At 61.9% G+C, this 7,253-nt stretch carries 7 protein-coding genes; all 7 read right to left on the bottom strand.

The window, feature by feature from the left end; translation table 11 throughout:
- On the bottom strand, positions 1-1,184 hold a 1,184-nt coding region (mmsA, locus tag Q0072_RS20690; protein ID WP_298333710.1), incomplete at its 3' end, for a CoA-acylating methylmalonate-semialdehyde dehydrogenase.
- A gap of 66 nt (positions 1,185-1,250) precedes the next feature.
- The gene (locus tag Q0072_RS20685; protein WP_298333707.1) at positions 1,251-2,426 is read right to left on the bottom strand and encodes an aminotransferase; all 1,176 of its coding nucleotides are present in this window, start codon (positions 2,424-2,426) and stop codon (positions 1,251-1,253) included.
- Between the two features lie 14 nt (positions 2,427-2,440).
- Complete coding sequence (locus Q0072_RS20680) at positions 2,441-2,593, bottom strand: DUF2256 domain-containing protein (RefSeq protein ID WP_298333705.1); 153 nt, start codon at positions 2,591-2,593, stop codon at positions 2,441-2,443.
- The gene (locus tag Q0072_RS20675; RefSeq protein ID WP_298333703.1) at positions 2,593-4,113 is read right to left on the bottom strand and encodes a cryptochrome/photolyase family protein; all 1,521 of its coding nucleotides are present in this window, start codon (positions 4,111-4,113) and stop codon (positions 2,593-2,595) included. The genes Q0072_RS20680 and Q0072_RS20675 overlap by 1 nt, the downstream gene beginning before the upstream one ends.
- 31 nt (positions 4,114-4,144) lie before the next feature.
- Positions 4,145-4,534: a hypothetical protein gene (locus Q0072_RS20670; protein WP_298333701.1), complete on the bottom strand. Its 390-nt coding sequence runs from the start codon at positions 4,532-4,534 to the stop codon at positions 4,145-4,147.
- A gap of 283 nt (positions 4,535-4,817) precedes the next feature.
- Positions 4,818-6,131, bottom strand: coding sequence for an NADPH cytochrome P450 oxidoreductase family protein (locus tag Q0072_RS20665; RefSeq protein WP_298333699.1), 1,314 nt, complete (start codon positions 6,129-6,131; stop codon positions 4,818-4,820).
- A complete protein-coding gene (locus Q0072_RS20660) occupies positions 6,128-7,126 on the bottom strand; it encodes an FAD:protein FMN transferase (RefSeq protein ID WP_298333698.1) in 999 nt (332 codons plus the stop codon). Before Q0072_RS20660 ends, Q0072_RS20665 begins: the two co-directional genes overlap by 4 nt.
- Positions 7,127-7,253: the final 127 nt, after the last annotated feature.

The following is a 7,253-nucleotide window of genomic DNA, read 5'->3' as shown; positions in this document are numbered from 1 at the left end:
TTGGCCCGCACGATTTGCAGCACCGGGCCGAAGATTTCGTCCTGATAGGTCTGCATGGCGGGCGTCACATGGTCGAACAGGCTGGGGGCCAGGAAGAAGCCCTCCTCATGCCCCTGAAGTTTAAAGCCGCGCCCGTCGAGGACCAACTCAGCCCCCTCATCGACGCCCATCTGGATATAGTGTTCGATGCGCGCCTTGTGCGCCGCCGACACGACCGGGCCATAGTGGGCCTCAGCATCGGTCGAGACACCGACGCGTAAACCTTCGGCGGCGGCCAGCAGTTTGGGCCGCAGACGCTCCGCCGTCTCTTCGCCCACCGGCACCACCACAGGCAGGGCCATACAGCGTTCACCGGCAGACCCATAGGCCGCGCCCATAATATCGGCCACCGCCTGATCGAGATCAGCATCGGGCAGGACAATGCCGTGGTTCTTGGCCCCGCCCATGCACTGCATCCGCTTGCCGTTTTGCGACCCGCGGCCATAGACGTACTGCGCAATGTCGGATGAGCCGACAAAGCTCACGGCGCGGATGTCGGGGTGATCGAGTATGGCATCGACCACGACCTTGTCGCCGTGCACGACATTGAGCACGCCTTCGGGCAGACCGGCCTCCAGCAAAAGCTCCGCCAGCCGCACGGGCACGGAGGGATCACGCTCGGACGGCTTGAGGATAAAGGCATTGCCGGTGGCGAGCGCCGGGGCGAACATCCACATAGGGATCATGGCCGGGAAGTTGAACGGCGTGATGCCGGCCACCACCCCCAGCGGCTGACGCAGCGAAAAGACGTCGATGCCGGGCCCGGCCCCTTCGGTATATTCGCCTTTTAGCAAATGCGGGATGCCACAGACGAACTCGACCACCTCCAGCCCGCGCTGAATGTCGCCCTTCGCATCAGAAATGACCTTGCCGTGCTCCGACGCCAAAAGATGCGCCAGCGCCTCCATGTCGCGTTCCAGCAGGCGCTTGAATTCGAACATGACCCGCGCGCGGCGCTGCGGATTGAGCGCGGCCCAGCCCGACTGCGCCGCCTTCGCGATCTTAACGGCGTGCGCCAACTCATCGGGCGTCGCCAGATCGACCTGAGCCTGCACCCGACCGGTATTGGGATCAAACACCTCACCCACGCGACCCGACACCCCCGCTACCGCCTGCCCGCCGATAAAGTGTGAGATGTGTCGCATAGGTGTCTCCGGCGCCAAAATGTGATCACAGATTAGCGCATTCCTCGCCGACGAAAAGGGGCAATCTCAGCTCAGCAACTGTCGGGCCGCGCTCAGGCGTTCAATACCGCGATCCAGCGTCGCATCGGTCTTGGCAAAGCACAGCCGGACAACCGGCGGCCCCTCACCGCCGGGCGCGCAGAACGCGTCGAGCGGGATGGTGGCCACACCGGCCTCTTTGACGGCACGCAGGGCAAAACTCTGCCCATCCAGAGCCATACCCGACCCCGGCAGGTCGATATTGAGGAAGTAGGTGCCTTCGGACGGCAGGGTGCGGAAGCCTGCGTCCTCAAGTCCGGCGCGCAGACGGTCGCGTGACCGCTGAAGCGCGGCCACCTCTTCGGCAAACCGGCTGTCGGACAGGCCCAGACCAAAGGCCACCGCCGATTGCAGCATGGGCGGCGTGGCAAAGGTCAGAAACTGATGCGCCTTGTCCATCTGGCTGATCAGGCGCTCATGGGCACAGACAAAGCCGACCTTCCAGCCGGTCAGCGCGAACAGCTTGCCTGCCGAACCGATCTTGACCCCCAGCCTCTCCAACCCGGAGACATTCAGCACGCCGTGATGCGTCGCGCCATCGAACACCACCTGCTCCCACACTTCATCCGACACCACATAGGCCTGATGCGCGACGCAGAATCGCGCCAGCAGCGCCCAGTCTTCGGGTGGCATCAGACGGGTGGTCGGATTGTTGGGCGTGGTGACCATCACCATGCGCGTGCGCGGCGAAAAGGCCTCATTCAGTTGCGCCTCGGTAAAACGCCAGTCGGGCGGTCTGAGCCGCACGCGTACCACCACGCCCCCGGCGCGCTCGATCAAGGGCGCATAGGCGTCGTAATGGGGCTCAAAAACAATCACCTCATCGTCCGGCGAAATCAGCGAAAACACTGCGGCGGCCAGCGCTTCGGTCGCGCCGGAGGTGATCAGCACATTTTTAGCCGGATCAAGGCTGAGGCCCTGCGTGCGGCCATAAAAGCCCGCCACGGCCTCCAGCAACGCGGCCTGCCCCTTCATCGGGGCATACTGATTTGAGCTTTCGATCAGCGCGCGGGCAGCGACCTCACGCACCTCCGGGAAGCCGTCCGTTTCGGGAAAGCCCTGCCCCAGATTGATGGCGCCTGTCTCCGCCGCCAGTGCCGACATGGTGGTGAAGATGGTGGTGCCAAGCCCGGCATAGACCGGATTGAGCGGCGGCAGGGTCATGAGAGCGGTTCCGGTTATCGGGCGGTCTTTTTAGCGCGGCGGCAACGGTCCGAGCAATAGCGTACCTCGGCCCACACCTTCCCCCATTTTTTACGCCAGGTGAAGGGCAGGCCACACCCCTGACAGGCCTTTTGCGGCAGGTCGGATTTCTTTACCCCGCGCGGCATCACAGACGGCCTTCGCGCATGGCCTGAAGATGCGCCTGTGCCTGTGTGCGCAGGGCCGTTTGCTTAGCCTCGCCCATGCGTGCCCAGTTGGCATAAACATAGGACAGGCGTGGATTTTTGCGGAAACGGTCTGTGTGACGCGCCATAAAATCCCAGTACAGAGCATTGAAAGGACAGGCTTTTTCACCGAATGGAACATCGACCTTGTAATGACAGTCTTTGCAATAGTCGCTCATGCGGTTGATATAGGCCCCCGACGCGGCATAGGGCTTTGAGGCCATAATCCCGCCATCGGCGTGCAGCGCCATGCCGAACGTATTGGGCAGTTCCACCCACTCATAGGCATCGGCATAGACGGCCAGATACCATTCATGCACCTGTTTTGGATCAACACCCGCCAGCAGGGCGAAGTTGCCGGTAATCATCAACCGCTGAATATGGTGCGAATAGGCGTGTTCCAGCGTATGCGCCACCGCTGTTCGCACGCAGTTCATCTGCGTGTCGCCGGACCAGTAGAACCACGGCAGGTCTTCGTGGGCCTCCAGCGCGTTCATCGCCCCATAGTCCGGCATAGAGTGCCAGTAAAGACCGCGCACATATTCGCGCCAGCCCAGAACCTGACGGATAAACCCTTCGACGGCGTTTAGCGGTGCACCGTCTTCGCGGTAGGCGCGCTCAGCCGCCTGACAGACCTCCAGCGGATAGAGCAGCCCGGCATTGATGTAGGCCGAGAGCAGCGAGTGATACATATAAGGCTCGCGCCCCAGCATGGCGTCCTGCCAGGTGCCAAACTGCGGCAGGATGTGCGCCACAAAATGATCAAGTTCTTTAAGCGCCTGCGAGCGCGTCACCGCAAAATGAAAGGGCTCCAGTTGACCGGGATTGTCCGGAAAGGCTTTGGCGACCAGATCGAGCACCTCACGCGTGATGGCGTCCTTGCGAAAGCTCAGCCGGCGCGGGATGACCAGCCCGTCGCGCGGCGGCGAGCGGTTTTCGGCGTCGTAGTTCCATTCACCACCACACGGCTTGCCATCGTCCATCAGTATGTCGTGGGCGCGGCGCATTTCGCGGTAGAAATACTCCATGCGCAGTTGTTTGCGCCCTTCAGCCCAGCGCGAAAACCACTGCGGCGAACAGAGGAAACGGTTGTCGTCGAGCAGGGTCACATCGTCCATGGCGGCAAAGACCTGTTTCAGCCGCCATTCGCCGGGTTCGGTCACATGGACCGCCGACAGGTTCAGTTCCCCGCGGGCCCGTTCGATCTCACCCTTCAAACTGTGAGTATTTTCCGGATCATCAAACCGCACATAGCGCACGCGGTAACCTGCCTGTTGCAAGGCCTCGGCGTAATGGCGCATGGCGGCAAACAGGAAGGCGATTTTCTTGACGTGGTGGCGGACATAGCTGGCCTCTTCGGCCACCTCCGCCATCAGAAAGACGTCGGTTTCCTTATCGGCGCGAGTTCGGATGTCGAGACGCGCCGACAACTGATCCGCAAGAACAAGCCTGAGTGTACCCATGCGGCCAATACGACCCGCAACCGGTCACGGTTCAGCAGGCGGGCGCGTGTTCTTTGGGGCCATAGGTGACAATCAGGCGGTAAAGCTCATCCTTGCCGGCAAAACTGCGCGGCAGCATGACCTCCTGACGCTGGATCAGAGCGGGGTCGTAGCCCTGAAGCGTGATCCGTGACTGCACATATTTGAGACCGGCGGCTTGCAGATCGACGATTTCGGGATGTACGCGTGCCGAGGCAAAGGTCAGTTCAATGCGGCCGATGTCCAGAGCCACCTTGTCGAGCAAGGGTTTAAGCATCGGATCATAGGGCTTGGCCTTATAGTCGATGCTGCGAATATCGAGGGTAATCGTCCGATCGCAAGGCTGCGCCGCCACCTGTCCGGCTACAAACACCAGACACAAACCTCCGAGCAGGGCAGCCATTGACTTCATTCGGTTTTTACCCTCGCGGTTGTTGTTTCAGTTTACAAGTGTAACCGAAATCGCCGCATCGCCTATTCGCATTTCCGTGAACGGAACCCTGCCAAATCGATAATGCGAATAATTCTCATTGACGAATGCACTTAATCAGGGTTAGATGGTCTCAAGCGTTCGGGACCGGACAGCCTCCCCTTCCGGCGCTTTCTGAGAGACGTCTTGTCGCTCAATTATCCTCGGTGCACTCAAAACCCGCCTCTTTGTGAGGCGGGTTCTTTTTCAGGAGGGATCAGTACAGATCGCGGCGATAACGCCCATCGCTGAGCGCCCCGTCCAGCCAGTCAGCCCCCAAAGCCGCTTTCAGCGCCGCATCGACGCCGCGTCCCATATCCAGCCCGCCGCAGACCAGCACGCTGCCGCCCGCTCCCAGCCAGTCGCGTATGGCGGCGGCCTGCTGCGCCACCACATCCTGCACATAGGTTTTCACGCCATCGTCAGGGCGCGAAAAAGCCAGATCCAGCTTGCGGATACGCCCGCCTTGTTGCCAGCCACGCATCTCCTCAGACAGGCGTCCATCGTGCAGCGGATGACGCTCACCATAGATCAGCCAGCACGCCCGACCCCGCCCGGCCAGTTCCAGCAGATGTGGCCGCAATCCGGCCACACCCGACCCGGCGGCGATCAGCAGCACCGGGCCGTCGCCCGTCGGGGCATGGAAGCCCTTGTGCGTTTTCAACCGCAGCGGCACGTTTTCGCCCAGGGGAAGCGTCGTCAGCAGGCCGGAGCCTTCGCCACGTGAACCATCGGCCTTGATGACTTCACGCACAAACAGGCGCACCCGTCCCTCTTCGGGCAGGGAGGCGATGGAATAGTCACGACGATGCCCGGACGGCGTCAGGATTTCCGCCAGATCACCGGCCACCCAGGTCGCGCCTTCGGGTATTGCGAAATCAATGGCGTAAAGCCCCGCCGCCTCGCTGTTGGGATTCAACCGTTCACGCGCGATCAGGGTTGCGGCAGCAAAGGGATTATCCGCTTGCATCGCCGCCCCGCCCCACTCCTTGAGGTAGGAGTCCCACTGTTTCAGGGCCTGTGCGTCGAGATCATCAACCTCGGTAATTGGCTTTTTGGCCGTCGCCCCGCAAGCAGTGAACCAGTCGTGCACGCGATGACCAAAGGCGCAGAAATCTTCATAGCTGCGATCGCCCAGCGCCAGCACGGCAAAGCTCTGCGCCGACAGGTCCGGACGCGCAGACATAATCGCACGCTCAAAGGCCGCCCCCTCGTCCGGAGCATCGCCAACGCCGGTGGTCGAGGCCACCACCAGTACTAGTTTTGCCTGTTGCAGGTCTTCGGCCGTTGCCTTGCCCAGCGACATCAGGCGCGTGGTCAGACCGCCCGTGCTCAACGCCTTCTGCGTGTGGCGCGCCAGTTCTTCGGCCTGACCGGTCTGCGAGGCTGAGAGGATCAGGGCATCGACGGCCACGGCCGACGCACGGGTGCGTCCGCGCGTCAGCATTACGCCGCTCATGAGCATCCACAACACGCCGGCCCCGGCGGCCAGTCCCACACGCAGCGGATCGGTCGTAACGAAGTCGATCATAGCCAATCCTCAAGGGCCGGGCTCAGGACCTCACGCCCGTCGCTCAGCCCCATCAGACAAGGGATAGCATGGGTTTGCGCAAAAGACATGGCACGATGTTCGCCCATCACCATCAGGGCGGTGGCCAGCGCATCGGCGCGCCAGCATTGGGCATCAAAGACGCTGACCTGACGGATACCGCTTTGCACCGGGGCGGCAGTGGCGGCGTCGATCGTGTGCGACAGGCGCACGCCGTCATGGATGAAATAGCGTTGGCTGTCGCCCGTGGTGGCCACAGCCAGATCGCAGAGGGCGACAAGGGTTTCAGTGTGCGCCGGATCAGCGCGCTCGATTTCGACCCACCACGGCTGACCTTCGGCGCGCACGCCAAACGCTTTCAATTCGCCACCAATCTCGATCAGCGCCGAACGCACCCCCAACGTTGCCTTGAGCATGTCGGTCACGGCATCGACCGCGTAGCCCTTGGCGATACCACACAGGTCGAGTTTGAGGCCTTCGGGTTTGATCAGCCCATCGGGCCGCCAGTCGAGGGCGCGCCAGTCCTGACGTTGTTTGAGTGCGGCGCGCGCCTGTAGGGTCGGCAGACCTTCAGGCACGATCTTCGCCCCGAAGCCCCACAGTTCAACGGCTTCCAGCAAGGCGGGATCGAAGGCCCCGTCCGTAAGACGCGCCATATCAAGCGCGTGGGCGATGACCTGCATCAGCATAGGCGGCAGGGGTACAAACGCCCCTGCCTTGGCCTCATTGAAGCGGGTCAAATCGGAATCGGCGCGATAGGGCGACATTTCAGCGTCGATGCGGTCGAGTATGGCCTGAATCCGCTGGCAAAGGCCCTGCCGATCGACCGGCCCCTCGCTGAAAAGCCGCACCTGCCACGTCGTGGCAAAGGCCTTGCCTGACACTTCGCACAGCAGGCACGCCGATACGTCTTCCGGCGGCGTGATCAACGCCGGAACCAGAACGCGCCGTTGTGTTAAGGTGTCAGTTTGGGTCATTTAATATACCGGCTCCCCCGGCGTGCCGGGAGAGGTATAGACAACTTATACCAACGGCCGAAGATGCTGACCGCATCCGGCCGTTGAAAACTCGAGAATGTCTCATATGTATCAGCTACATGAGACA

The sequence above is a fragment of the Asticcacaulis sp. genome (assembly GCF_027484505.1).
In the GTDB taxonomy this organism is placed as follows: Bacteria; Pseudomonadota; Alphaproteobacteria; order Caulobacterales; family Caulobacteraceae; genus Asticcacaulis.
Note: the sequence above shows the minus strand (reverse complement) of the source record. Positions and strands in the feature narration are given on the sequence as shown.

Bases quoted from the DNA above. Each gene is read 5' to 3' on its own strand.
- Q0072_RS20685 (WP_298333707.1), bottom strand. From the start codon at position 2,426: ATGACCCTGCCGCCGCTCAATCCGGTCTATGCCGGGCTTGGCACCACC.
- Q0072_RS20680 (WP_298333705.1), bottom strand. From the start codon at position 2,593: ATGCCGCGCGGGGTAAAGAAATCCGACCTGCCGCAAAAGGCCTGTCAG.
- Q0072_RS20675 (WP_298333703.1), bottom strand. From the start codon at position 4,113: ATGGGTACACTCAGGCTTGTTCTTGCGGATCAGTTGTCGGCGCGTCTC.
- Q0072_RS20670 (WP_298333701.1), bottom strand. From the start codon at position 4,534: ATGGCTGCCCTGCTCGGAGGTTTGTGTCTGGTGTTTGTAGCCGGACAG.
- Q0072_RS20665 (WP_298333699.1), bottom strand. From the start codon at position 6,131: ATGATCGACTTCGTTACGACCGATCCGCTGCGTGTGGGACTGGCCGCC.
- Q0072_RS20660 (WP_298333698.1), bottom strand. From the start codon at position 7,126: ATGACCCAAACTGACACCTTAACACAACGGCGCGTTCTGGTTCCGGCG.